Below are 25,090 nucleotides of genomic sequence, written 5' to 3'. Positions count from 1 at the left end.
TAAGCGAACAGATATTAAACTTCCATTCGGAGCAGAATTTCAAACAACTATATTCTTAAGGAACTTTGTTTTTTTATAAAACAATTTTATTGTCATTAGACACATATTAGATCACATCATTCACTATTCCTATAACCCCCTTATTGCTGGCAAAATATCGATGAGAGGACGCCACGGAATCCAAGAATAGAAAAAAGTTACTACTGATAGGTAGTGGCTCATTTTGTTAGCTATATTCATTCAACAGTCCAAATTCCCCTTTTGATTAATATTTCAATTTCAGATGAATTTTATCCGTATCCTTTTTAACCGGAAAAATCCTATAGTAGGCAGAAATAGAACCCACCCATTTGTATGGGTGGGTTCTATTTGGTTTGTAGCCATATTATTATAGAGCATATACTCAGATTTGCTCTTAGAGCGAACAATCTAAAAGATTATAGCAACCCACCTCCCCATCGTCTGTTCTGCTGTTGCAATTCTTAGGTAAAGAAATTCTTCTTTTTCAAAAGATATTTAATAATATGATTGTTTAGTTACTCCGGATTGCAAAGTTCCCTAACCATTACAACGCCTGAAACAATCGGTCTACCAACCTCTAAATCCCAACTTCCTGCTAAAGCACCAAAAACATCATAATCGAAATGGCATTTATATTGATTCCATAAACTTCCGTTGTCGTATTGGATACCAATATAATTGTCTCCTAATTCATCCCAAGCAGCCTCCATTGTTATCTTCCAAAGTCTGACGGACCACTTTGGTTCCATAGAATATGTATGATAACCGGAACGTAAATGAAACCATACGTCAGTAAAATATTCATCAAGATTTCCGGACAAACTTGCCATTTGTATAGAATTAGCCCCTTTATTTGCATCTTGAACCATAAAATCATCGCTTAAAAGACGTTTAACTTCATCATTTTGTTGCTCTTCTGGAAAGGTTTCAATGTAAGTTTCTAGTCTTACTCCAATTTCATCAATCCATTCACCGTTATCTTCAACGTATTGATTCACTTCCTCAAAAGGTACAGCGTCAATTGTTGCGATTGCGTCCCTTAAGTACTCAAATTCATTCGTTTCAGTTGCTGCAGAAGCTGGAGCCAAATTACCAAACACCATCAGGATAGTTAATGTGATGAAAACCATTTTCATTTTGTTTTTCATTATAGTTTCTCCTTCCATTCTACTAAAAAGTAGTTTGCTAGTTTTAGTTCACTTTTATAAGAATTGTTTCAATGCTTTCTTGCCCGTCAGTATCACTCCCTTCAATTTTTACAAGACCAAATCCATTAGTAAAGCGTTTCCCCCCTATCTACATCCATTTTATCAAAATATTATGACAAATAATATAAAAAATTAGGATTATTTTACATTTTTAGTTATTAATTATACTTCTGAAAAATAATCTCTATATTATCCCTGTAAAATCGAAATTGCGACCTGCGACAGGATGAAATTATGAGTATGCATTACAGTATTCGCAAACTGCAGTTGTAATATAATCCTATCTCTAATAATCACTTATAAAAGTTGTAGCTGTTAATAAACTTGCCTTTTAAGAAGGTGCAAAGATAGCACTCGCGATAAAAGAGCCTAGCAATTCGCAACCTCAACATAGGTATTTTTCGAGGTTCCTGCTAAAGTCAAATATGTTTCCATTCTTACCATTTATAGTTCAGGAGCGCTTGCAGCAAGACTTTCACTTAGTGTAGCCATACTCGTAAAGTGACAAAAAAGAACATACACAGATAAAGCGTCGGAATTAATGACAATAAATAAGCGTGTTTAACGGCTTTCAGTGATCTTGCTGTTATCCAAACATCGAAAGTTGATTTATACAATAAAGTTAGGTTTCATTGACGTGTCGGTTATCAGCAGTTTTGTGAAGAAACTAATCTAGCACTTTCGACATCCTTTAAAGACCAAGGCTATATTCAGATTTTGACAAATATATCACACTTCGCTACAATAAATTATATCGTAGTACGCTATATGAAAAGTGGTGATTGAGTGGATAAAAGAATACGCAGATTTTATATGCCAATGACTGAAACTAGCTTTTATATCCTGTTTGCTTTGCAAGATGAAATGCACGGTTACAATATCATGAATTACGTGAAAATACTTACAAAAGATGAAGTAGCGTTAGGGGCAGGGACGGTTTATACCAGTTTATCCAAGATGGAGAAAGACGGGCTAATTGTTCTTGTAAAAAAAGAGAGCAATCGGAAATTTTATAAAATCACTGACTTAGGACGTGAAATATTAGAAACTGAAATTCTGCGTATCGAAAGATTATATAAAAATACAAGAGCGTATGAAGGGAGAGAATAATGCTTGAAATGAAAACGATCAAAAAGAAATTTTATATAGCTGATTTTGAGGAAGAGCAAGAATTTTTATCCTCTCTACACAACGCCGGCTGGAGATTGACTGACATAAAAGGTAAAAGATATTCATTTGAAAAATGCGATAAAGAAGCTGTTATCTACCAAATAGACTTTAATCCGAAAGAGCAGCGGAAAAGTGAATATGTCCAATTGTTCATAGATTTTGGATGGAAATTCATCACTGAAAAAGACGACAGATTTTATTTTTCAAAGCCTGGTTTACAGTGCAGTGAAGATCAAATATTTAGTGATCATGAAACGAAAATGGTCATGTGCAGAAAGATTATCAAGCGAAAGTTAGCTCAACTTATTACACTTTCAGTCATTTCTATCATCATTTCGTGTGTATTAGCATTCAATATGTTTCATTATAGTCTCTTCCCGTTGGGTATCATTTTCATCGTATCGCTGATATGGCTTGGTGCGCTAATACTGACTCTTTACTCAACGAAATATTTAACAGGCTTTTTCAAACTAAAGAAAATAATGGACAAAAGCGTAAATTAGAAAGGGGACATCATAATGTATGGTTGGCTAAATATAGGAAGCCTTATATTGGGGTTGATTGCATGGGCATTGCCTATTGCAATGCTGGCAAAGCACAATAAGGAGAATAACAAAAGGTTGGTTTTGTTTTCGATAGCAAGTATTAGTGCCTGTGTAATCTCGCTGTGTTTTCAAATTTTATATCAAGATTACTTAGTCAGGATAGAGGATTGGTCGGCGCTTGCGGACACTTCTAAAGCTGTAGTTCGCCTTTCTTTCTTGCTTGCTATAGTGACTATTCTACTTAATGTAATTACTGCGCTTGTATATAACAAAAAAGTAAGTGAGAACTAATCACAGATGGAACTGAACCCCAAATGGAAGACACTTTAAAAAGTGATCCCATTTGGGGTTCAGTTCATATGTTATCATATTTAATTAGATTTAAATTCTTAGAAATTCTGAATATTTAAATAATAAAAAGGGGATTAGATTACGAAACAAACGGGCATATTTTTAGTGGGTTTATCTTTAGTATTCCTAGCGGTAATTTTAGTGGTAGCTAAAGCTACAGAAAAAACCATTGGCGATATAGTACCTTTTCTATCTTATTTACTTATTTTCTTGGTTTTTATTTCTGGAATTATAATTACATATACAAACAAAGAGGATAACTCATAATAAACCGTTCGTAAAAGTACACCTTTACGAACACTCTTAACTCAACCCAAAAACATAAAAAAGGACGTTCGTAAACGTGTCTATACGTTTTACGAACGTCCACATTTTTCATATACATTTACGAACGATTTTTTGGTCCCATTCCTATTAACATCTAAATTCTTTTAACATTAAAGTTAATATAGTAATTCTTTCATTAAATATTCGAATCTCACTCAGATGTACGATTTTCTTGGTAAGAAAGTGTATCCCAGAATGAGATATCCGCATCTGCAATAGAATCATCCGCAATTGCACGAACTGTTGCATCGAGTGTCGTGATGGTTTGTTTAATTAGATAGCCATTGCTCTTTTGTCCCAAAACATACGACTCGTAAGAATGATCCGACATGCCGCGCATCTCGAATAACAGGGTAGAAATTCCATATTCTACTGCAATGCCATTTCGACTAATGGTTTCTGCATTTCCGCCTCTGTACTTGCCTAAATGGCCCCATCCTTTTGAATCGATGGCATCGAAAACCACAGCTCCTAGCTGCTTGGATTTAAGAAGTACATCCGGGTCAACGTTCGGTGTTGTCGGGTACAAAATAGAACCGGATACCAGTTCTCCATCTCGCTCACTTTGAGTACCTTGATGATGCAAATCAATCATGTAATCAATATCATATTTTTTCATCACATTCTCGTGGAAGGCTTTTGTTTCAGGTTGAATTTTGGTAATGTGATCACGGTTTAAGTCGATGCCGTCCGCGTTATAGCGTGTGAGATTCCGCTCTCCTTTCGCTATGTAATCATCTAATGAAAAGTTCACATCTCCCATTGCTCCATCTGGATTTAGCATCGGCACGATTAAAATATTGACGCCATCTGTTACCCCTTTCATCTTGCCTGTTCCAAGGTGTTTGATGAATTCAAGCGCGCCTTCTGTTGTCAATTGTTCGTTGCCATGTTGTTGAGTTAGAAAAAGAATTGTTGGATTTTCAGGATTTGTCACATACTTAACTAAGTACAAATCACGCCCTTTAATACTTTGTCCAATTACTTCAAGTTCCATATTTTTTTGTTTGGCTTCTTGTGTTTGTAAAAAATCTGCCATTTCATCATATGTTGTCAGTATTGATGTGTTGATGGTTTCGTTGCCACCATAAACTGGTCCATTCCCTACAGCGCCGACAGCTGGAGACATAAATGGAGAAGCGCTCAATACCATTGCTCCTGCAATTGTTAAAGTCATCATTTTTTTGCGAATCATCGTCTTGTTAGCTGTTTTCGTCACATTCATTTTCTTCATCCATTTTCCACCCCTATTATTTTTTTAGAAACGGTCTTGAGAAAAACACTTCAGCTCCTACTACAGCCTCCATTCAAAAGTATTTCGGTACCCTAAGTTCTTTCCTTCTTTATTATTTGAAATCCTTTAAATAATTGAAAAATGAATAAAAGGAATCAGTACATCTTAAATTAGCAGTCTTTTAGTCGTGTTTAATGCTATATCTTTTTTCTTAGCATTAAAAAACCACTTCCTTTATTGGAAGTGGTTAGCATACTATCTGTGAATAAAGCAATTTCGGTTTATATTCGTCTCTTCATTTCTTCCGCAATCAATTCATAGGTCTTGAGTTTGTCTTTAAAATCGTAAGCTGCAGAAACTAGCATAACTTCATCTGCTTCGTATTCAGAAGCTAATTTTTCTAGTTGGTTTGCAACGTGCTGTGGTGTGCCCACTATCATGCGGCGACGATTCTCAGCGACAAGTAATTTTTCGAATTTAGAGTATGGATAAGCAACTGCTTTTTCGGGTGGTGGCGTGCCTTGTGAAGGCATGCCCTGTGCGCCCATTGATAGCAATAAATCCAAAGAAGACGCTACCCATTCTGCTTTTTCTTGCGTTTCTTGGCAAACAGCAAAAATCGCAAATCCAATATAAGGTCTACTGCCTTCATGCGATTTAAAATTCTTTCGGTATTCTTTCGTAAAGGATTGGCCGCCTTCTCCATTGATAAAATGGGCAAATAGATAAGGAAGTCCTTTTTCTGCGGCGAGCAACGCTGAACTTCTACTTGATCCTAATATCCAGATAGGTGGATTATTGGGTGACACTGGTGTCGCCTTCATGCCGTAATAAGGGTGATCTTCAGGAATAGTATCGGTTAAGTACATCCGGAGCTCGTCTAGTTGTTTAGGAAATAGGCTGGTGTCGCGTTTTTTCCCTTCATTTAATGCGAAAGAAGCACGCGGCATGCCGCCAGGAGCGCGCCCCATTCCTGCATCAATTCTTCCAGGGTACAAAGCTTCAAGCAATTTGAAGTTTTCCGCAACTTTAAATGCCGCGTAATGAGGCAACATCACGCCACCTGAACCGAGCCGAATGGTAGATGTGACGGCTCCTAAATGCGCAAGTAACAGTTCAGGAGAAGAGCTAGCCAAAGTAGGTGCATCGTGATGCTCTGACACCCAAAAGCGTGTATAGCCCCATTTCTCGGCGTATTTTGCAAGTATAGCCGTATGTTTTAATGCTTCCTGTGGCGAACTGCCTTCTGAAATTGGCGATTGGTCTAATACGCTATACGTTAACGTCATAAGACTCTCTCCTTCCCTCTCTGAAAAAGACATTTTTTATTCTTCGATCAAATAGCCAACAGAACGCAATATGGTATGGATAAACCCTTGTGCAGCTAGAAAAACCTCTTCTTTTTCAGGTTCTTGAAATACATCATGGTAGCAATATTTCCATTCTTTATAAGTAAACTCGGTTAATTGTTGTTTTAGCAACCATTGACGAGCCGCTTCTTTTTCGGTGATGACATCCCGCTCCGCCGTATACAAACACGTTGGAATTTGTGGGTACACTTCGATAGCAGCAGCCGTTTCTTTCATATAACTTTGCAATTCTTTATACCACCCCGCCGTAATAACGGTATGATACTGATTGCTTTCGGTTTCCTGACTAAAAGAAAATTGATCTCGCGTTAAATGACGCAATTCGATGCCGTGGTCCATTTTTCTACGACCTGTCAATTGGGCAACACCTGGAAAAGCGTTGGGCGCTTTTGGTGGCAGTTTTTTTAACTGCAGCCAAGGAGACGTAAAAATGGCTCCAGCTACATTAAATTTACGGTGCCCCAACACATTCATCGCAACCGTAGCACCTAGTCCATGGGCAATCACAAATACCGGCAAATCATTGTTTGATGCAAGTTTCAGCATTTCAATCACTGCTTGTTCATATTCATCAAACGATTCGCGGTGAACGTTGTCAGCTCCGGCATTTTTGCCGTGACCAGGTAAATCCCCTGTGTATACATGAAATCCGACCGACCGCCATTTTTCAATTTGCCACGCATAACGCATATGCTGTTCATATGCACCATGGATTAAAACCACTACTGCTTTTGCTGTGCCTTCAGCCTGCCATTTCCACATAATCAAACTTCCCTTCCTTGCCGATCAGCTCTTGATGCTATATTGTCATTTGACGTTTTGTTTTGTTTTGATACGATTATAGAATATCTTATCTTGTTTAAAGGAGCTTTGCCATGATTTATCCATTTAAAGACAAATTTCCACAAATCGACACATCTGCTTTTATTGCAGACTATACGACAATCACTGGCGATGTGACGATTGGCGCTGACTCATCCGTTTGGTTTAATACCGTCATTCGCGGTGACGTTTCTCCCACCATCATCGGCAATAAAGTTAATATCCAAGACTTGTGCATGCTTCATCAAAGCCCAGGCAAAACTTTACTTCTTGAAGATGAAGTAACAATAGGGCATCAAGTAACGCTTCATAGCTGCACGGTTCGTAAAGGTGCGTTAGTCGGCATGGGTTCTCTTATTCTTGACGGAGCTGAAATTGGAGAAGGCGCATTTGTTGGTGCGGGTAGTCTCGTGCCGCCAGGAAAAGTTATTCCTCCTGGTATGTTAGCGTTTGGTCGTCCTGCAACAGTTGTCCGTGAACTTCGCGAAGACGACAAAGAAGACATGAAACGCATTGTCCGTGAATATGCAGAAAAAGCAGCTTATTATAAATCACTCCAAAAAGAGTAACGAACAGTAAAAAAGGACGACCGGGCATCACTGCCTAGTCGTCCTTTTCGTATTGTTAACTTAAACGCCAGCTTGTTCTTTTAAGATCGCTGCTTTGTCTGTACGTTCCCACGGCAAATCAACATCCGTACGGCCAAAATGTCCGTAAGCTGCAGTTTGCTTGTAGATTGGGCGACGTAGATCCAACATTTTAATGATGCCAGCAGGACGCAAGTCAAAGTTTGCGCGTACCAAATCATCTAATGTGTCTTCATCAACGATGCCAGTTCCAAACGTATCAAATGCGATAGATACAGGATGTGCTACACCAATTGCATAAGCTAATTGAACTTCACATTTATCTGCAAGGCCAGCTGCTACAATGTTTTTCGCTACATAACGTGCCGCGTAAGCCGCTGAACGGTCTACTTTTGTTGCATCTTTTCCTGAGAATGCGCCGCCACCGTGACGAGCATAGCCACCGTAAGTATCAACGATGATTTTGCGTCCAGTTAAACCTGCATCTCCTTGAGGTCCGCCGATAACAAAACGACCAGTTGGGTTGATAAAGTATTTCGTATCTTCGTCAATCCATTTCGCTGGTACAACTTCGTTAATTACGTACTCTTTAATGTTGCGTTGAATTTGCTCTAATGTCACTTCTGGATGATGTTGAGTTGAGATAACAATTGTATCCACACGAAGCGGTTTATTGTTTTCATCATATTCAACCGTCACTTGTGTTTTACCATCTGGACGCAAGTATGGAAGAATTTCTTCTTTGCGTACTTCAGCCAAACGACGTGCCAATTTATGTGCCAATGAAATCGGCAATGGCATTAATTCTTCTGTTTCGTTGTTTGCGTATCCGAACATCAACCCTTGGTCGCCTGCTCCGATATCATCTAATTCTTTATCTGTCATTTGGCCATCACGTGATTCAAGCGCTACGTTAACTCCTGCAGCGATATCTGGTGATTGCTCATCAATTGCTGTAAGAACAGCACTTGTTTCTGAGTCAAAACCATACTTAGCGCGTGTGTATCCAATTTCTTTTACTGTTTGTCTAACAACTTTCGGAATATCCACATAAGTAGATGTCGTGATTTCTCCAGCGACTAGAACAAGTCCTGTTGTGACAGTTGTTTCACACGCAACGCGTGCATTTGGATCCTCGGTTAAAATAGCATCTAAAATAGCATCTGAGATTTGATCACAGATTTTATCCGGATGTCCTTCTGTTACTGATTCTGATGTAAATAATCTACGGTTTTTCAAAAAATGTTCCTCCTTATATCCTGCGAGATTGCTCTCGAAATTGATACGGTACTCGTTTCCCATGTCAAGTCCGTTCCAGAAAGTCTGGATTGAACTTCAAGCCGTTTGTGGCCTTTGCACACGAGGATTAAGGGCATTTCATAAAAAAATCCCTTCACTCATTCTGTATGAGGAAAGGAAAAATCATCATTAGCACCTTTCACTCTTATCATCCAAGGCCTGTTCGCCTTGTGTCAGGTTGGGCACCATCACTGCAAATGCAGCAGGTTGCCGGGTTTCATAGGGCCTGCCCCCTCCACCAGCTCGGAATAAGAGTATCCGTTCAATTTTTCATCATACGGAAGTAGCACTGCGATGTCAACATTTTAATCAAATAAAATTGACAGACTTTGCGATACAAGCTGTAAAACCCCTATAAATTTGAAATGTTCAACTATTCTTTCTATATATAGTGTTAATGTCATCCATTTTTTTAATTTCTGCAGTGGATTAGTGTAGACTAATAAACCTAATGTGTTATACTAATGAACGAATATACATCCTCCCCATTGCTATGGGAATAACAGAAAAGGAAGGTACATATATATGACTTCAGTGAACTTTGCAAACGACTTGAAGGAACTTTTAACTGGCCAAAATGTGCATGTTCAATTATCAGTGCCACAATTAGTGGAAGCAGCAACATCCCGCAAGGAAGCGGTATTAACTCGGGAAGGCGCTGTAAAAGCGGAAACAGGAAAATACACTGGCCGCTCACCGAAAGACAAATACATGGTGGAAGAAGAAAGCTCTAAAAACAAAGTCGACTGGGGCAATGTGAACCGTCCAATCTCAAGCGAAGTGTTTGAAAAGCTCTACGCTAAAGTGATTAAGCACTTAAAAGACAAAGATGCGCTTTACGTTTTCAAAGGATTTGCTGGTGCTGACCACGAATCACGTGTACCTATCCAAACAATCAATGAATACGCATGGCATAATCTTTTTGCTCACCAATTGTTCATCCGTCCATCGGCTGAAGAATTACAAACACATGAAGCTGAATTCACTGTTGTGTATGCTCCAACTTTCCAGGCAGACCCTGAAGTTGACGGCACAGCTTCTGAAACTTTCATCATTGTATCAATGGAGCAAAGGATCATTTTGATCGGCGGAACTGAATACGCTGGCGAAATGAAAAAATCGATCTTCTCTATTATGAACTACTTGCTTCCTGAAAAAGGCATTCTTCCGATGCACTGTTCAGCAAATGTTGGTCCTGAAGGCGATGTAACATTGTTCTTCGGCCTATCTGGTACGGGTAAAACGACTTTATCAGCTGATGGCAATCGCAAGCTAATCGGTGACGATGAGCACGGTTGGTCAGATAACGGTGTCTTTAACATTGAAGGCGGCTGCTACGCTAAAACAATCAATTTGTCTCGTGAGAACGAACCACAAATTTACGATGCAATCCGTTTTGGTTCAGTTCTTGAAAACGTTGTAGTAGATCCTGAGACACGCATTCCAAACTATGACGACGGTTCATTAACTGAAAACACACGTGCTGCATACCCAATGCAAGCAATCGACAATATTGTAGATCCTTCTGTTGCAGGACATCCAAAAACGATTGTCTTCTTGACTGCTGACGCATTTGGCGTATTGCCTCCAATCAGTAAATTAACAAAAGAACAAGCAATGTACCATTTCTTAAGTGGGTACACGTCAAAATTAGCAGGAACAGAGCGCGGAATCACTTCACCTGAAGCAACATTCTCCACTTGCTTTGGTTCACCTTTCTTGCCGTTACACGCAACTGTGTACGCTGAAATGCTTGGCAAGAAAATCGACGAGCACGGCGCTCAAGTCTTCCTTGTGAACACCGGCTGGACTGGTGGCGTATACGGAGTTGGTAGTCGTATGAAACTATCCTACACGCGCACAATGGTTCGCGCTGCGATCAAAGGCGAATTAAACAATGTACCAACTGAAAAAGAAGCTATCTTCGGATTTGAAATTCCAACAGAAGTACCTGGAGTTCCAACAGAAGTATTAAACCCACGCCATGCTTGGTCAGACAAAGCAGCATACGACCAAAAAGCGAATGAATTAGCACAAGAATTCCAAGAAAACTTTAAAAAGTTCGGCACTGTCGCACCTGAAATCAGCGTGCAGGGCGGACCAACTCAAAAATAATCTCACAAAAGCCCGTTCGGAGTAAAATCCGAACGGGCTTTTTTTACTTTTCTTTTTCTCTCATCCAGTGACACACCGCTTTTACAGTTTGTCGATTTGCTGCGGGCGGAAAGAAATGCGTGTACTCAGGAAAGTACCACGTTTCATATGGTTGATCGTTTAATTTTAACGCTTCTTCTAACAAATACGCTTGTCCAGGTGAGACGTTGTCATCTTGTAAGCCATGAATGATTAAAACGGGCGCAGTAGTTTCTTCAATACGCAATAACGGATTGCGTTCTTCAAAATGAGTCAAAGCGGTATTTGGGGTTCCCCCATAAAGTCGCTTCATCATACGGCGCATATCTGGGCGTTCTTTATACGTTAATACTGTATCCGTAACACCTGCCCACGTGACGACCGATATAATATCTTGACGTAAAATTGCTGTCCATAATGCCATGATACCGCCTCTTGAAAATGCCAGCAAGTGGACTTTTCCATTGCTGAATTTTTTTAGCACATCAACTGCGTGAACAGCATCCCACCGGTCTTCACCTGCAAATTCGTCACGTCCTTCACCGCCTCGATTGCCTCGATAATACGGAGCAAACACCACAAAACCTTGCGCGGCAAACTGAGCAATCCGTGCAGGACGTACCATCCCAATCGACTGAATGCCCCCTCTTAAATACAAGATACCACTATAGTTCCCTCTTTTTTTTGGTTCAGCTAGCATTCCTTTTACTCTCAGTCCTTCTGACCAATACACAATTTCAGTTAATTGAACGTGAGGATTTGGAGAAGGATAACGTTTTTTTGTTTCAATCGTTCCATTTTCCAAGTAGTTTCACCTTCTCTATTATGGTTGCCATTCCCTCATCTTTCATTAAAAAACTAAATTCCTCTGTGAGTTTTAACTCTTTCAATAAGATGATGCCTTTTGTCTCAAGAAGTGGAATGGTATCTATTTGGTCGACCTTCCCGACAAAAACCGTTTTACAAAAAGGCTGTTCGGTATAAACAACATATTCTGCTAGCCATTCCATCCCTTTGACAAGGGCTCCCGTTTCTTCGTAAACTTCCCTTTTCGCAGCGTCTTGTAAACGTTCGCCTGCCTCTACTTTACCGCCTGGAAACTCTAGACCACGTTTATTGTGCCGTGTTAAAACCCAGTCTCCTTTATAGCAACAGATCACTAACACATGTTTGCTTTCAATCGAAAATCGGTTTTTTTCAAATGATAATTCGCACGAATATCCGTTCAGATCTTGATACTGCATTTCTTCACCCCGTTGCCATAAGAAAAACGTACACTAAAACTCAGTGTACGTTTGTATAATCTTATTTTACTTCTTTTCGCCCAAAAATGCTGATAACATCCAAGAATGTTTTTCGAGGTTTTGGTGAACGGCATTTAACATGTCTTCTGTCATGTCATCACCGTCGTCAGCAGCTAAATGCATGCCTTTTTTCAAGGATTTCATGATTTTGTCATAATCACTTACTATGGCGTCGACCATTTCTTCTGCTGTTTCTTTGCTACTTGCTTCTTCAACAACAGAAAGCTCTAGCTGCTCTTTCATCGTTGCCACTGGTTTTCCACCAAGCGCAAGTAGGCGTTCAGCAATTTCATCCATGTGTAACGTTGCTTCGTTATACAATTCTTCAAATTTCACATGCAATGTAAAGAACGAAGGTCCTTTTACGTACCAATGAAAATTATGTAATTTTGTGTAAGCAACAGACCATGTCGCCACCTGTACGTTTAATTCTTGATTTAGTTCGTTTGACATTTCCATTCACTCTCCAATTTTTTTGATAAGTTCTTATACTTTATTTATACCTCTCATGCCCCTACAATAAACATATAAAGTAATCTGACGAAAAGAGCTGAACAATTTTGAAAACAGTATTACTAAAAATATTCCGTTTTTATCAGCGATTTATCTCACCTTTATCACCGCCAAGTTGCCGATTTTATCCAACTTGTTCTCATTACGGAATCGAAGCAGTTGAAAAACACGGCGCATTAAAGGGCGGATATTTAGCAACAAAACGAATTTTAAGCTGTCATCCTCTCCACAAAGGCGGAATCGATTTTGTTCCAGAAGAATGGCCACCAAAAAAATAATTGGTGGTTTTTCTTGTGTTTTTAAAGAGCATGATGTAATATTCTACTAGTCATTAAAACGTAATCATTACATTTTGGAGGTTAATATGAAAAAAATTATTTTATTGCTATCTTTACTTTTATTATTAGCAGCTTGCGGGAAAACAAGCGAAGAAGCACAGAGTATCGACAAGGACGACTCGAAGCTGCAAGTTTATACAACCGTTTATCCCCTAACTTATTTTACTGAACGCATTGGCGGCGACTTTATCGATGTTCAATCGATTTACCCGGCTGGATCTAATGAACATGCTTTTGAACCGACACAGCAAGACATGATTAAGCTAGCAGATGCAGATTTGATGTTCTCAATTGGACTGGGTCTAGAAGGATTTATCGATAATGCGAAAAAGACATTGGAAAATGAAAATGTCGAATTCGTAGCGACTGCGGATCAAATTACAGATGAAGATATAGAAGCCGCACTGGGTCACGTAGAAGATACACACGAAGAAGATGTAGTCGAAGACGAGCATGCGGAAGAAGCTGAAAGTGATGATGGTCACGACCACGGTTCAACTGACCCACACGTCTGGATGTCTCCTGTATTAAGTGAAAAACTAGTAGAATCGATTAAAGATTCTTTAGTTCAAGCAGACCCAGAAAATGCAGAAGTGTACGAAAGTAATTACACAGAACTTATTGTTGAACTAGAAACCTTAGATCGTTCGTTCGACTCTTTAGCAGAACGTGTAAGTAAAGACACATTTTTTGTTTCTCACGCTGCCTTTGGGTATCTTTCAGAACCATATGGCTTTAAACAAATCGCCATTGCTGGCTTAAACAGTCAAAACGAACCGTCACAAAAAGAATTGACGGAGATTGTAGATTTAGCTAAAGAATACGATTTACAATATATTGTTTTCGAACAAAACGTATCCTCTAACTTAACGAAAGTCATCCAAAAAGAGGTCGGTGCAGAAGCCATCGACATGCACAACCTTGGCGTCTTAACGCAAGAAAACATCGATAACGAAGAAACTTACTTCACGTTAATGGAGAAAAATCTTCAAGTGTTGGAAACGATTTTGAAATAGAAGAAAAAATTTCCTAAAAAAAGTGGTGGAATGAGTGCTATAACACTCATTCCACCACTTCTTTTTTTTGATAATAAATAATCTGTTTCATCATCTTATATTTGATACTACTTCCCTGACGTCAATTTCGTCAATCGCTTTGTCAAAAACTGACGCCATTCATCTGCTAGTTCATCCGCTTCAAGCACTTTCATAATCCCGGATACGTCTTTCGGCTTGTGGAAATTAATTTCATTCGCATAAAGAACTGACACTCGTGTCGGACTTTTTGACACCTTCCGAATAGTCGAATCAGCTCGAACCATTCCTTCTTCTAACACTCGGCAAAGATAGCCCGTATACCCCGTTTTCACCATTGCTTTTAACAAAGGTTTCATCTCAAGACGTCTGTCGATTGTGTTACAAGGAACTCGTCCCTGTGTGACTTGAACGACGGCTTCGCCTATTTGAAAAATATCGCCGATGCAAATATCCCGCTCCAGCATACTTGTCACTGTCAGGTTTTCCCCGAATGCTGTTGGGGGTAATTCCGTTTCAAATTGATCATTCCAATAAGCATAATGTTCATAAGGATAGAGACAAACCGCACGGTCCGGTCCCCCGTGAAATTTCAGATCAGCAACTCCGTCTCCTCTAAAACCCTCTTTCGTCAAAAACGCTTCTCGCACTTGTTTTTTACGAATAGCCGTTTCCATTTCCTCGCCGTTTCCATACGTCATTTTCTCAGGTAAACCAATCGCAAAATGTTTGATGACCGCCTCTTCTGAACTTTTCATATGTCCCCCACCTTATGATCCGCCAGCGAATCGACTCTGATTTACTTTTCTGTATTATACACCCAAAAACACAGCAGTCGTTCAAGAACTTTTCGTCAAATTAAAGAAATATTTTATTCGGCAAGATTTACCATGTACCCTATTCCTATTTGATCGCTTAACTGAATTCCACCATTGTCGACAATGATTGCTGGTTGAATAATATCCTTTTCCCAGAAATGATTCGAGGCGGATAAATCACCTGGATAGTGTATATCTGGTAAAGATGCTAGCGCTAAATTATGGGCTTTCGATACACCAAATTCAATCATGCCACCAACCCACATCCCGATCGAATTCTCACGACACAATTCCACCACTTTCAAGGTTTCCGTCCAGCCACCAAGGCGACTCATTTTCAAAACGACAATATCGCCCGCTTTACTGTCGATCATTTGCTGAACATCTTCTACACTAGCAATGCTTTCATCTAAACAAATTTGTGTCTTGAGTTGTTGTTTTGCTCGTGCATGCAATATCCATTCTCGTTCTCCAAAAGGCTGTTCAATTAACGTAAATCCAACATCATCAAATTCTGTTAGTCGATCAAAATTGTCTTTATCGAAACTGCCATTGGCATCTGCGAAAAATAATATCTCGGGATAGTTATTAACAATGGACTTCAACATGGATGGATCTGTATCCGGGTGAATTTTGATTTTGATTCGCTTGTAGCCTGCTTTGTTCGCTTGTGCTACTTTGTCTCCTATTTGAGACGGATCTGCAGCTACGACGATGCCAGCGGGAATTGCTTTCGAAGTGCCTCCGACAAATTGCCAAAGCGGTTGCTGCTGTTGTTTTGCAAATAAATCCCACACAGCCATCTCTAATGCTGCTTTTGCCATCCGGTTGCCTTTCACAGCTTTGAACAACTCCCAAACTTCTTTTGGATGATGAAGAGTTTGATTTGTGAGCAGTGGCAGTAACACTTGTTCTAGCACGAAACGACAGCTGGTAATGGTTTCTTCTGTGTACCACGGTGTTTCAAATGCCACACATTCACCGTAGCCAGTCTGTCCTGAATCGCCTTTTACGCTAACCACAATTACTTCTCGTTCATCTACTTGCTGTAAAACAGATTTAAAAGGGGTTTTGAGCAGTCTTCGTACTGTCTTTAAGCGAATCTCTTTAATGGTTATACCCATGCTCTCAGCTCTCTTCTCAGCAGCTTGTTTGAAGCGTTGCGCGGCAACGACTCGACAATCGTCAATTGCTTTGGCACTTTATAAGACGCCAGCTGTTTGCGACAATACGCCAATAGCTCTTCTACTGTCACTTCTTGCTGCAATACCACAAATGCTACCGGAACTTCTCCCCACTGTTCACTCGGCGCACCGCAAACGCCAACTTCTTGAATAGCCGGATGACCGGATAACACTTTTTCGATTTCAGCCGGGTAAACATTTTCCCCACCAGAGACGATCAAATCCGAACGGCGATCCACAACAAACAAAAAGCCTTCGTCATCTAAATAGCCCATATCTCCTGTATGAAGCCAGCCATCTTGTTGCACATCTCGCTCGGCAAATTTGCCAATATAGCCAGGTGTTACTTGAGGACCGCGAATAAGGATTTCTCCCACTTCACCAGGTTTTTCTGTTTTGACTTCATATAAAAATAACGGTTTACCTGCAGATCCAATTTTTCGCTCTGCGTCCGCCACTTGTAACGTTGTCGTTTGCGACGATGTTTCCGTCATCCCATACGTTTGCAGCACTGGAATTTTACAGTTTTCAGCACGTTTCATATAAGCAATTGGAATCGGTCCACCTCCGGCAAGAACCGCTTTAAACCGGTCTGAAGCTTGCATCGAAGCTTGTTCCATACTCGATAAAATACGTTCCAACGTCACTCCAACAACTGACATATGCGTCACGCTGCCGTTGCAAATTTCTTCCGCGCTTTGTTCCGCGTCAAATTTCTCGTACAAACGAACGCCCATGCCATAAATCAACGACCTCATCAATATTGAAAATCCGCTAATGTGAAACAATGGCACGGCACATAACCAAACGTCTTCCGGCGCTATGCCAATATTGAGTGCAGACGACACGGCACTTGAAAAATGATTTTCCGCAGTTTGGCGAACGCCTTTTGGATGCCCAGTAGTGCCTGAAGTATACATAATCGAAAGAGTGCGGTCTTTTGACCATTGTTGCTGCGGTTCAAATTGAACGGGTTTGGCATTTTCGATTTCACCAAATAAAACCACGCGTGAATCGTCCACTTTTTCTTTTAGCACATCAGCTACGAAAATAAATGCTACTTCCGCATCGTTTATTTGGTACGTTAATTCATTGCTTGAGAGGCGTTCATTGAGCATGACCATTTCACAACCTACGTGCATACAGCCATACAAGACAAAAACGAATTCTGGAGTAGATTTTGCTAATACCGCGACACGGGAATTTTCTTTCACGCCAAGCGCGCTTAGTTTTCCCGCATAATCTAGTGCAATCGTATTTATTTCAGAAAAAGTCCATTGTTGTTGCTGAAACGACAACGCCATGCGGTCACCGCTCAAATAGCTTCGTTGACTCAACCAATTCGGATATGTCATGTTCAAAATCCTTTCTTCAAAAAAAGCTGTCCCCAGAGAGGACAGCTTTCAATTATTCAATAATCATGGGAAACGTGGGAATTGACCAAAGTCCGGTTTGCGTTTTTCTTTAAACGCATCGCGTCCTTCTTTCGCTTCATCTGTTGTGTAATACAATAATGTTGCGTCTCCAGCCATTTGCTGCAACCCAGCAAGACCATCTGTATCAGCATTCATCGCCGCTTTAACAAAACGAAGTGCAGTTGGGCTCATTTCAAGCATTTCCTGACACCATTGAACCGTTTCGTCTTCTAATTGCTCAAGAGGGACAACTGTATTAACTAAGCCCATATCCAATGCTTCCTGTGCGTCGTATTGACGGCAAAGGTACCAAATTTCACGTGCTTTCTTATGGCCAATAATACGTGCTAAATAACCAGAACCGTATCCAGCATCAAACGACCCTACGCGTGGACCTGTTTGACCAAAGCGTGCGTTATCCGCAGCAATCGTCAAGTCACAAACAACGTGCAAGACGTGTCCGCCGCCAATTGCATAACCTGCAACCATTGCGACAACTGGTTTTGGAATGACACGGATTAAACGTTGTAAATCTAATACGTTCAAACGTGGAATTTCATCTTCCCCAACATAGCCACCGTGTCCGCGTACGGATTGGTCGCCACCTGAACAGAAAGCTTTTTCGCCTTCGCCAGTTAAAACAATAACGCCTACATCTGAATGATCGCGTGCACGTGAAAATGCATCGATTAATTCGTGAACGGTTTTCGGACGGAATGCGTTGCGCACTTCCGGACGGTTAATCGTAATTTTTGCAATCCCGTTAAAAATTTCATACTTAATGTCTTCATATGTACGTTCTGTAATCCACTCGCGTGTCATGATTTTCCTCCTTGATAGTTCAAACTTAAATACTCTCTTACTATTGTAGCAAACTCAGCAGGTTTTTCCACATGTATTGCATGGCCCGCATCAATAGTTTTATGAACAGCATTTGGCAGTTGTTCAAGCATCTTTTGTGCAAGTGCCTCAAACTTTACATCCAACCGCCCAGTCACCAATAAAACGGGTACATTCAAACCTTTTAGCTCTTGCCAATAAGACTGTTGCGCACCTGTTCCCATGCCGAGTAAACTATTCGCAAGGCCTAGTGGATTTTGCGCCAAACGTTCTTCACGTACCGACTGTTGCACCCCTTCAGGCAACTCTTTTTGACTTGCGAACAACGCAATGTTTTCCCAAGCATCAACAAAATTGACAAGACCACCTGTCACAATCCGCTCTGCAAGACGTGCATCATTAGTTCGACGGTCTTTTCTTGCTTGTTCGCTATCAAGTCCAGGCGACGCACTTTCTAGAACTAATCCCGTCAACCGCTCCGGATAGTGACAAGCATACGCAAGCGCCGTACGACCACCCATCGAATAACCAATAAGCGTAAAGTCTTCCAACACTAATTGATCAAACAAAGCATCCAAATCTTCTAGCTGATGTTCCATCGAATAAGCTTCAAGCTCTTCTGGACTAGCTGACTCTCCATGACCGATTAAATCAATCAAAATAATTTTGGCATTCGTCCACTTTTCAATAACCGAATGCCACGTTTTGGTGCTTCCTGTAAAGCCGTGCAGAAAAACCAAAGTTTCTGGCTTTTCTGGATTCCTTACTTCAACATGATAAAAATTGCCACCGACCTTTAGCTTCATTGCTTAGCCAGCTCCTCATCAAAACGGCTCCATAATTTACGGTGCGTCGTGACATTGTTTTCACGATTAGTGAACACTTCAATCATTTTCACTGATTTTGTTTTCGGTTCGTCTAGTGCAGCGGCAAATTGTACAACTGTTTCAGCAGACACATATTGCGCATCGTACATGTTCGCTGCATCGCTAAACGTCAGACCAGTCGGTGTACCAAACAACTCTTCAAAATAGCGCTCTTCTTGAGACTGTGGCAAATAAGAGAAAATGCCACCCCCATTGTTATTCATAATCACAATCGTCAAATCCGTCTCCTGCATTTTGGAAGCGATCAATCCGTTCATATCATGCAAAAACGATAAATCTCCGATATACAAATAAGCTGGACGCTGTTTTGCTGCTTGCACGCCAAATGCCGTTGATACGACACCGTCAATGCCATTTGCCCCGCGATTTGCATAAAGCATAATATCCCGCTCGGTTGTTGGGAAATACGTATCTACATCTCGAATTGGCATACTGCTGCTCACAATTAAATCACATTGATCCAACCGGTCGAAAAGCACTTTCGCTAATACCCCTTCATCTAGTTCGTTCTGACAATGCTGCTCGACAACTTTCCAGTATAAATGAGAAGCTTGCGTCCATTTTTTACGATACGTGTTTGTGGATTTATTTTCCAATGATAATTGCCATAAGTCTTTTTCAGCTGCCTGAATATGATGCGTCGCGACAGATTGTGGGTCACGCAACATCGAACTTTCATCAAACACCACATAGGTCTCTGGTTTTACTGCTGCTAAAAATAAGCTTAGTGGTTTTGAAACCGGTTGAGGTCCAACACGAATCACTGCATCCGGTATGACCGTTTCTTTAAATCTCTCACTTTTAAGCAACGCATCATAAGAATCAATAATTAACGACTTTGCCGATTGCGGAACATTTCCACGTAAGTTGGATAATGGATCTGCCAATACTGGCCAATCCAGTTTCTCAATAAACGCCCAGAATTCATTAGGCATTTTTTGCGTTTGTTCTCCAACAATCAATAAGCCTTTTTCTTTTTTCAAAAGTTGTTGTAAAAACATGCGAATTTCCGCACTTAAAGACAGTTCTCCGCCAAAATGAGCAATTTCATGATTGCTTACATAATCTTGTTCAAAATCAATACGCAGTGGCTCACGGAATGGCACGTTTATATGTACCGGTCCTCGCGGTTCACTCATTGCATTTTGCACAGAACGGTGCAAATGACGGGTTAAAAACGCCAATTGATTTTCCGTTTCTGGCATTGGCAAATCCGTTGCCCATTTAACGTGAGTTCCAAATAAATTTACTTGGTTGATTGCTTGTGGCGCACCGACTTCACGCAGTTCGTGCGGACGGTCTGCTGTAACTACCAGTAAAGGCACACGCGCATAAAACGCTTCAACAACAGCCGGAAAATAATTAGCCGCAGCCGTTCCCGATGTACAAAGCAGCATGACTGGTTTCCCAGAAGCTTTAGCTAAGCCTAGCGCAAAATAAGCCGCGGAGCGTTCATCAATTTGTCTGTATACAGCTAAGCCTTCCTCCTTCATACAAGCATATGCAAGCGGTGTTGAACGAGACCCCGGACTAATAACGACATCTTTAACCCCCTGCTCAACAAGTGAATGAGTAAAGGCCGATACATATTCAGTTAATGCTTTACGATTCGTCACTCAATTGACCTCCCAATGCCCGGAGCATCGGTCTAAATTTAACCCATGTCTCGTCATACTCTGATTCAGGTGTCGAATCTGCTACAATCCCACCACCCGCATATAAATAAGCTTTTTCTTCATCTAATAAAGCCGAACGAATGGCAACAGCAAATTCACCGTTTCCTTGTGTATCAATCCAGCCGATAGGTGCCGCATAATAGCCTCGGTTCATTGCTTCGTGCTCACGAATCATCTTTAATGCTTCTAATTTCGGCTCTCCACCAAGAGCAGGTGTTGGATGAAGTAGTTCTACCAAGTCAAATAGTGTAGATCCTGCATTTAACAACCCCTCGACTGGTGTATACAAATGCTGGATATCTCTAATTTTCATCAATTTTGGTGTTTTCGGTACGATGGTTTGACTGCATGTTGCTTTAAACACATCGCTAATCATGCTCACAACATATTGATGTTCTGCACGATTTTTAGGATCTTGTAATAAAGCTTCTCCAAGTTCTGTATCTTTTTCTATGGTTTTCCCACGAGGAGTTGAACCTGCTAAACAAGTAGATAATGCTTTTTCATTTTCTACTTTCACAAGTCGTTCTGGAGTTGCCCCAAAGAAAAACTGTTCTTCCGCTTCTAAACCGAATAAGAAACTTTCAGGTTGTTCATTGGCTACTTGATACAGAGCAGAAGTTGGCGAAAGTTTCTTTTCAAACCCCAGTTTCACTGTGCGTGCAATAACCACTTTCTCGACTTCTTTAGCTTTAATAATATCCGTAACGCGTTGAATCGATTCTAAGTACTCTTCTTTTCTTAATTCGGTCCGTTCAATCACATTCGGTTTATCGTACTTATCCACTTCAGATACTTGTGCAGCATGAAGTAATTTGTCTCGTTCTTTCCGCAACGCATCAAATTCATTAAAACTGTCTTGTTTTTTCGTGATCAAGTGGATACTTACAAACGCTTGATCACCTTTTAAAATCAATTGAAAAGTTGGCACTACAAAATAAGCCTGTGGGAACCTTCTCCACTCACTCGGCTTTGTATTGAATGGATCAAACGAAAATCCTCCGAATAAGACCGGATGAACCGAACGTTCTTCATTGACGATTTGTTGACATAAGTTTTTCCAGTCTTTTTTTATATTTTCAAACCTTCCAGCTGTCTCATCAGATGATAGAACATGAGCATGTCCAATTCCAACAAGCGTGAAAGTCTTTTCACGATTTTTCCAATACATGCGTTTTCCTGCGTGGTCGTTTCCGCCAGCTTCAAAAAATGCTAATGCAGACATATGCGTAACTTCGATTGTTTCAGTATAAAAGCGATAGCCTTCAATCTGGTCTGCCGCAAATTGCTGGGTCGATGAAGACGATTCTGAATTCACCTGATTACCTCCGTTTTAAGACAATAGTCTAATTTATTCCAGTCACTGTTTCACTTTTTAATCTCTATCCTCTATCATACTCTTTTCTGCTAAAATCAGCACATCATTTGCTGTATTCCAGACTATTTTAAAGTACAATGAAGAGTGGAAAGAATTAAAGGAGAGATTAAGATGACACATTCCCTACAAGCAGACAGTGGATGGCGCGTATGGTGGCAATTGACACGTCCCCATACACTGACCGCTTCCTTCGCTCCCGTATTTCTCGGAACGATGATTGCTTTACATTATTCCCCGATTGACTGGATTTTATTCCTAGCAATGTTATTTGCCAGTTTACTAATCCAAGCAGCAACCAATATGTTCAATGAATATTATGATTTTGCGAGAGGCCTAGACAATGAGAACTCTGTTGGTATTGGCGGTGCTATTGTTCGTAATGGTGTGAAGCCAAAAACCGTTTTAGCTTTAGCATTAGTGTTTTACGGTATTGCTGCAGTTATCGGCATTTACATTTGTTCACAAACTAGCTGGTGGCTTCTAGTTGTAGGCGCAGTTGCTATGGCAATCGGCTACTTTTATACAGGTGGACCTTACCCGATTGCTTATACGCCATTTGGAGAACTTTTCTCAGGCTTAGTTATGGGCTATTTAATCGTTATTATCGCCTTTTATATCCAAACGGGCATGGTAACTGTAGAAGCTTCCCTACTTGCTGTACCGAGCACCTTATTAGTAGCGGCTATTATGTTAGCTAATAATATTCGCGATATCGTTGGCGATGAAGAAAGTGGCCGCAAAACACTGGCTATTTTAGTTAAAAGACCGACAGCCGTTAACATTCTTATGGCTTTCTTCATCCTATCTTACGCCTGGATTGTCATTTTCGTTATTGCAGGAACATTAACACCATGGACTTTACTCGTTTTTCTTAGTGTTATAAAACCGATTAGAGTGGTTCAAATATTTAAACACCACACTGCACCATTAAAAGTAATGCCAGCCATGAAAGATACGGGAAAAACAAATACACTTTTCGCCTTACTACTTGGTATCGGATTACTAATTGAATATCTTCTATAATTAGTATAAGAAAAAAGAGATTTCAGTTGAAATCTCTTTTTTCATGTCCAAATAAAGCTTTGTAGAATTTTTAAGTATGCGCTATAGTTGAGAAATAATTCGAAATATTACTCAGGAGGATCTAAAGTGAAACCCATTATTATCGGTATCATTGCTGCTTTTTTCTTCGCATTTACATTTGTTTTAAATGCCACAATGGAAGCAAGTGGCGGAAGTTGGATTTGGAGCGCTTCTCTTCGTTATCTTTTTATGATTCCTTTTTTACTATTAATCGTTCTATCGAGAAAAAACTTAAAACCACTATTACAAGAAATGAACAGAAACAAAAAAGCTTGGTTCATTTGGAGCTTTATCGGGTTCGGCTTATTTTACACACCGCTTTGTTTTGCAGCTGCCTATTCTCCTGGGTGGCTAATCGCAGGGACTTGGCAAATCACTATCATTGCAGGCACCCTGCTCGCTCCATTATTTCTTATCACTATACATACTAATGATGGTGCTGTTCAGTTAAGAAGAAAAATCCCGGTGAAAGGTTTAATGATTTCTTTCATCATATTGGCAGGAGTTAGTCTCATGCAGTTAGAATATGTAGCGACCGTTTCTTCTGCTACACTTTGGTTTGGTTTTATACCAGTTCTTCTCGCAGCATTCGCATATCCACTTGGCAATAGAAAAATGATGGAGATATGCGACGGTAGATTAGATGCTTATCAGAGGGTTTTGGGAATGACCTTAGCCAGTCTACCTTTTTGGCTATTGTTATCGTTATTCGGCTTACTTACAGTGGGCGGACCATCCGCTTCACAAAGCTTCCAAACCTTAATTGTCGCAATCACTTCAGGCGTAATAGCCACAGTTTTATTCTTTAAAGCCACAGATCTTGTTAGAGGAAACATGCAAATGTTAGGAGTGGTTGAAGCAACGCAATCAATGGAAGTTTTATTCGCTTTGGCTGGAGAAATTCTTTTCTTATCAATAGCTTTACCTTCAGAATTATCATTATTAGGAGTTTTTATTGTTATGGGCGGTATGATTTTTCATAGCCGAAATTCAACTAAAACGAAAAAAAGAGTCATGCATTTAAATGCATGACTCTTTTTTATGATGACCCCTACGGGATTCGAACCCGTGTTACCGCCGTGAAAGGGCGGTGTCTTAACCGCTTGACCAAGGGGCCAAATACTGGCGGAGAAGGAGGGATTTGAACCCTCGCGCCGGTTGCCCGACCTACACCCTTAGCAGGGGCGCCTCTTCAGCCACTTGAGTACTTCCCCAGTATGGCTCCGAAGGTAGGACTCGAACCTACGACCATCGCATTAACAGTGCGGTGCTCTACCACTGAGCTACTTCGGAATGGTGGGCCTAAATGGACTCGAACCATCGACCTCACGCTTATCAGGCGTGCGCTCTAACCAGCTGAGCTATAGGCCCATATGTAATATTATGGAGCGGGTGAAGGGAATCGAACCCTCATCATCAGCTTGGAAGGCTGAGGTTTTACCACTAAACTACACCCGCATAAATGGTGGGTCAGGACGGAATCGAACCGCCGACACTTAGAGCTTCAATCTAATGCTCTACCGACTGAGCTACTGACCCACAACATTGAATAA

General features: G+C 40.5%; 24 protein-coding genes, 6 tRNA genes and 1 riboswitch. Of the genes, 9 read left to right on the top strand and 21 right to left on the bottom strand.

What is annotated here, in order from left to right:
- Positions 1 to 536 precede the first annotated feature (536 nt).
- The gene (locus MLE13_RS11305) at positions 537 to 1,169 is read right to left on the bottom strand and encodes a DUF2599 domain-containing protein (protein WP_058385118.1); all 633 of its coding nucleotides are present in this window, start codon (positions 1,167 to 1,169) and stop codon (positions 537 to 539) included.
- An 846-nt stretch (positions 1,170 to 2,015) separates the two neighbouring features.
- Between MLE13_RS11305 and MLE13_RS11300 the strand changes: the two genes are divergently transcribed.
- Genes MLE13_RS11300 through MLE13_RS11290 form a run of 3 tightly spaced genes read left to right on the top strand, consistent with a single transcriptional unit; the run spans position 2,016 to position 3,235 of the window.
- Entirely contained in the window at positions 2,016 to 2,339 is a 324-nt protein-coding gene (locus MLE13_RS11300; RefSeq protein WP_058385117.1) for a PadR family transcriptional regulator, read from the top strand.
- The gene (locus MLE13_RS11295; RefSeq protein ID WP_058385116.1) at positions 2,339 to 2,902 is read left to right on the top strand and encodes a DUF2812 domain-containing protein; all 564 of its coding nucleotides are present in this window, start codon (positions 2,339 to 2,341) and stop codon (positions 2,900 to 2,902) included. The genes MLE13_RS11300 and MLE13_RS11295 overlap by 1 nt, the downstream gene beginning before the upstream one ends.
- 15 nt (positions 2,903 to 2,917) lie before the next feature.
- Positions 2,918 to 3,235 (top strand): hypothetical protein, encoded by a 318-nt coding sequence (locus tag MLE13_RS11290; RefSeq protein WP_058385115.1) that lies wholly within the window; start codon positions 2,918 to 2,920, stop codon positions 3,233 to 3,235.
- 538 nt (positions 3,236 to 3,773) lie between these two features.
- On the opposite strand, the gene MLE13_RS11285 is transcribed toward MLE13_RS11290, so the two are convergent.
- From MLE13_RS11285 to MLE13_RS11275, 3 genes are all read right to left on the bottom strand, one after another.
- The gene (locus MLE13_RS11285; protein ID WP_240749798.1) at positions 3,774 to 4,856 is read right to left on the bottom strand and encodes a M14 family zinc carboxypeptidase; all 1,083 of its coding nucleotides are present in this window, start codon (positions 4,854 to 4,856) and stop codon (positions 3,774 to 3,776) included.
- A gap of 281 nt (positions 4,857 to 5,137) precedes the next feature.
- Complete coding sequence (locus MLE13_RS11280; protein ID WP_240749797.1) at positions 5,138 to 6,145, bottom strand: LLM class flavin-dependent oxidoreductase; 1,008 nt, start codon at positions 6,143 to 6,145, stop codon at positions 5,138 to 5,140.
- A gap of 36 nt (positions 6,146 to 6,181) precedes the next feature.
- Positions 6,182 to 6,988, bottom strand: a complete 807-nt coding sequence (locus MLE13_RS11275; protein ID WP_240749796.1) for an alpha/beta hydrolase — start codon at positions 6,986 to 6,988, stop codon at positions 6,182 to 6,184.
- A gap of 113 nt (positions 6,989 to 7,101) precedes the next feature.
- On the opposite strand from MLE13_RS11275, the gene MLE13_RS11270 reads away from it, so the two are divergent.
- Entirely contained in the window at positions 7,102 to 7,617 is a 516-nt protein-coding gene (locus tag MLE13_RS11270; protein ID WP_008428971.1) for a gamma carbonic anhydrase, read from the top strand.
- Positions 7,618 to 7,677: 60 nt separating this feature from the next.
- On the opposite strand, the gene metK is transcribed toward MLE13_RS11270, so the two are convergent.
- Positions 7,678 to 8,874 (bottom strand): methionine adenosyltransferase, encoded by a 1,197-nt coding sequence (metK, locus tag MLE13_RS11265; protein ID WP_008497270.1) that lies wholly within the window; start codon positions 8,872 to 8,874, stop codon positions 7,678 to 7,680.
- 202 nt (positions 8,875 to 9,076) lie between these two features.
- A riboswitch (SAM riboswitch) is annotated at positions 9,077 to 9,189 on the bottom strand.
- A 270-nt stretch (positions 9,190 to 9,459) separates the two neighbouring features.
- Here metK and pckA point away from each other — a divergent pair.
- Positions 9,460 to 11,049, top strand: coding sequence for a phosphoenolpyruvate carboxykinase (ATP) (gene pckA, locus MLE13_RS11260; RefSeq protein ID WP_240749795.1), 1,590 nt, complete (start codon positions 9,460 to 9,462; stop codon positions 11,047 to 11,049).
- Between the two features lie 43 nt (positions 11,050 to 11,092).
- Here pckA and MLE13_RS11255 read toward each other — a convergent pair whose 3' ends face one another.
- From MLE13_RS11255 to MLE13_RS11245, 3 genes are all read right to left on the bottom strand, one after another.
- On the bottom strand, positions 11,093 to 11,872 hold the full coding sequence (locus MLE13_RS11255) for an alpha/beta hydrolase family protein (RefSeq protein WP_240749794.1): 780 nt from the start codon (positions 11,870 to 11,872) through the stop codon (positions 11,093 to 11,095).
- On the bottom strand, positions 11,853 to 12,311 hold the full coding sequence (gene ytkD, locus MLE13_RS11250; protein ID WP_240749793.1) for an RNA deprotection pyrophosphohydrolase: 459 nt from the start codon (positions 12,309 to 12,311) through the stop codon (positions 11,853 to 11,855). Before ytkD ends, MLE13_RS11255 begins: the two co-directional genes overlap by 20 nt.
- Before the next feature lie 66 nt (positions 12,312 to 12,377).
- Positions 12,378 to 12,824: a Dps family protein gene (locus tag MLE13_RS11245; RefSeq protein WP_240749792.1), complete on the bottom strand. Its 447-nt coding sequence runs from the start codon at positions 12,822 to 12,824 to the stop codon at positions 12,378 to 12,380.
- Between the two features lie 107 nt (positions 12,825 to 12,931).
- Here MLE13_RS11245 and yidD point away from each other — a divergent pair, with 107 nt between their 5' ends.
- Complete coding sequence (yidD, locus tag MLE13_RS11240) at positions 12,932 to 13,162, top strand: membrane protein insertion efficiency factor YidD (RefSeq protein ID WP_065527851.1); 231 nt, start codon at positions 12,932 to 12,934, stop codon at positions 13,160 to 13,162.
- An 86-nt stretch (positions 13,163 to 13,248) separates the two neighbouring features.
- Positions 13,249 to 14,238 (top strand): metal ABC transporter solute-binding protein, Zn/Mn family, encoded by a 990-nt coding sequence (locus MLE13_RS11235; RefSeq protein WP_240749791.1) that lies wholly within the window; start codon positions 13,249 to 13,251, stop codon positions 14,236 to 14,238.
- 107 nt (positions 14,239 to 14,345) lie between these two features.
- Here the strand turns inward: MLE13_RS11235 and MLE13_RS11230 are convergent, their stop codons facing one another.
- From MLE13_RS11230 to MLE13_RS11200, 7 genes are all read right to left on the bottom strand, one after another.
- Positions 14,346 to 15,014, bottom strand: coding sequence for an MOSC domain-containing protein (locus tag MLE13_RS11230; RefSeq protein WP_240749790.1), 669 nt, complete (start codon positions 15,012 to 15,014; stop codon positions 14,346 to 14,348).
- 113 nt (positions 15,015 to 15,127) lie between these two features.
- A complete protein-coding gene (gene menC, locus MLE13_RS11225) occupies positions 15,128 to 16,198 on the bottom strand; it encodes an o-succinylbenzoate synthase (protein WP_240749789.1) in 1,071 nt (356 codons plus the stop codon).
- Positions 16,189 to 17,613, bottom strand: a complete 1,425-nt coding sequence (locus MLE13_RS11220) for an o-succinylbenzoate--CoA ligase (RefSeq protein WP_240749788.1) — start codon at positions 17,611 to 17,613, stop codon at positions 16,189 to 16,191. The genes menC and MLE13_RS11220 overlap by 10 nt, the downstream gene beginning before the upstream one ends.
- Before the next feature lie 63 nt (positions 17,614 to 17,676).
- A complete protein-coding gene (menB, locus tag MLE13_RS11215; RefSeq protein WP_008497278.1) occupies positions 17,677 to 18,495 on the bottom strand; it encodes a 1,4-dihydroxy-2-naphthoyl-CoA synthase in 819 nt (272 codons plus the stop codon).
- Positions 18,492 to 19,319 (bottom strand): 2-succinyl-6-hydroxy-2,4-cyclohexadiene-1-carboxylate synthase, encoded by an 828-nt coding sequence (gene menH, locus MLE13_RS11210; RefSeq protein WP_240749787.1) that lies wholly within the window; start codon positions 19,317 to 19,319, stop codon positions 18,492 to 18,494. Before menH ends, menB begins: the two co-directional genes overlap by 4 nt.
- On the bottom strand, positions 19,316 to 21,016 hold the full coding sequence (menD, locus tag MLE13_RS11205; protein WP_240749786.1) for a 2-succinyl-5-enolpyruvyl-6-hydroxy-3-cyclohexene-1-carboxylic-acid synthase: 1,701 nt from the start codon (positions 21,014 to 21,016) through the stop codon (positions 19,316 to 19,318). Before menD ends, menH begins: the two co-directional genes overlap by 4 nt.
- A complete protein-coding gene (locus MLE13_RS11200; RefSeq protein ID WP_240749785.1) occupies positions 21,003 to 22,394 on the bottom strand; it encodes an isochorismate synthase in 1,392 nt (463 codons plus the stop codon). The genes menD and MLE13_RS11200 overlap by 14 nt, the downstream gene beginning before the upstream one ends.
- A gap of 171 nt (positions 22,395 to 22,565) precedes the next feature.
- Here MLE13_RS11200 and MLE13_RS11195 point away from each other — a divergent pair, with 171 nt between their 5' ends.
- Both MLE13_RS11195 and MLE13_RS11190 read left to right on the top strand, forming a co-directional pair.
- Positions 22,566 to 23,477, top strand: coding sequence for a 1,4-dihydroxy-2-naphthoate polyprenyltransferase (locus tag MLE13_RS11195; protein ID WP_240749784.1), 912 nt, complete (start codon positions 22,566 to 22,568; stop codon positions 23,475 to 23,477).
- Positions 23,478 to 23,603: 126 nt separating this feature from the next.
- Positions 23,604 to 24,569 carry a DMT family transporter gene (locus MLE13_RS11190; RefSeq protein ID WP_240749783.1) on the top strand — a complete coding sequence of 322 codons (966 nt, stop codon included), beginning with the start codon at positions 23,604 to 23,606 and terminating at the stop codon, positions 24,567 to 24,569.
- A gap of 13 nt (positions 24,570 to 24,582) precedes the next feature.
- On the opposite strand, the gene MLE13_RS11185 is transcribed toward MLE13_RS11190, so the two are convergent.
- The 6 genes from MLE13_RS11185 to MLE13_RS11160 all read right to left on the bottom strand — a co-directional run bounded on the left by MLE13_RS11185 (position 24,583) and on the right by MLE13_RS11160 (position 25,076).
- A tRNA-Glu gene (locus tag MLE13_RS11185) sits at positions 24,583 to 24,654 on the bottom strand.
- A 6-nt stretch (positions 24,655 to 24,660) separates the two neighbouring features.
- Positions 24,661 to 24,751: transfer RNA gene (locus MLE13_RS11180), tRNA-Ser, on the bottom strand.
- A gap of 4 nt (positions 24,752 to 24,755) precedes the next feature.
- Positions 24,756 to 24,830 (bottom strand) — tRNA-Asn (locus MLE13_RS11175).
- A gap of 1 nt (position 24,831) precedes the next feature.
- A tRNA-Ile gene (locus MLE13_RS11170) sits at positions 24,832 to 24,908 on the bottom strand.
- A 13-nt stretch (positions 24,909 to 24,921) separates the two neighbouring features.
- Positions 24,922 to 24,995: transfer RNA gene (locus MLE13_RS11165), tRNA-Gly, on the bottom strand.
- 5 nt (positions 24,996 to 25,000) lie between these two features.
- Positions 25,001 to 25,076: transfer RNA gene (locus MLE13_RS11160), tRNA-Phe, on the bottom strand.
- Between the last annotated feature and the right edge of the window lie 14 nt (positions 25,077 to 25,090).

Source organism: Planococcus halocryophilus (genome assembly GCF_022489025.1).
Taxonomy (GTDB): Bacteria; Bacillota; Bacilli; order Bacillales_A; family Planococcaceae; genus Planococcus; species Planococcus halocryophilus_A.
Note: the sequence above shows the minus strand (reverse complement) of the source record. Positions and strands in the feature narration are given on the sequence as shown.